Origin of the sequence: Labilibaculum sp. DW002 (genome assembly GCF_029029525.1) — a bacterium.
GTDB lineage: Bacteria > Bacteroidota > Bacteroidia > Bacteroidales > Marinifilaceae > Paralabilibaculum > Paralabilibaculum antarcticum.
The window spans coordinates 1-217 of record NZ_JAKJSC010000031.1 but is presented as its reverse complement, the minus strand read 5'-3'; the positions used below and the strand labels follow the sequence as shown (position 1 = coordinate 217).

1 protein-coding gene is annotated in these 217 nt (G+C 38.2%); it reads left to right on the top strand.

Going from position 1 to position 217, the window contains the following annotated elements; translation table 11 throughout:
• Nucleotides 1-217, top strand: a 217-nt coding sequence (locus tag L3049_RS21570) for a hypothetical protein (RefSeq protein WP_275111909.1), incomplete at both ends; no start/stop codon positions are given.

Here is a 217-nt window from a genome sequence, read left to right as displayed (position 1 = left end):
TACTTCAGGAAATTATTCAGTAACCATAACAGATGCAAATGGTTGTTCAGCTTCAGATGATGTGAATGCAACAATCTATGCCAACCCAACAGTTAATTTGGGTGCAGATCAGGAAACATGTTCAGGAAACAGCATCACTTTTGATGCAGGAAATATTGGTTCGACTTATTTATGGTCTACAGGAGAAACAGCTCAGACGATTTCTGTTTCTACTTCA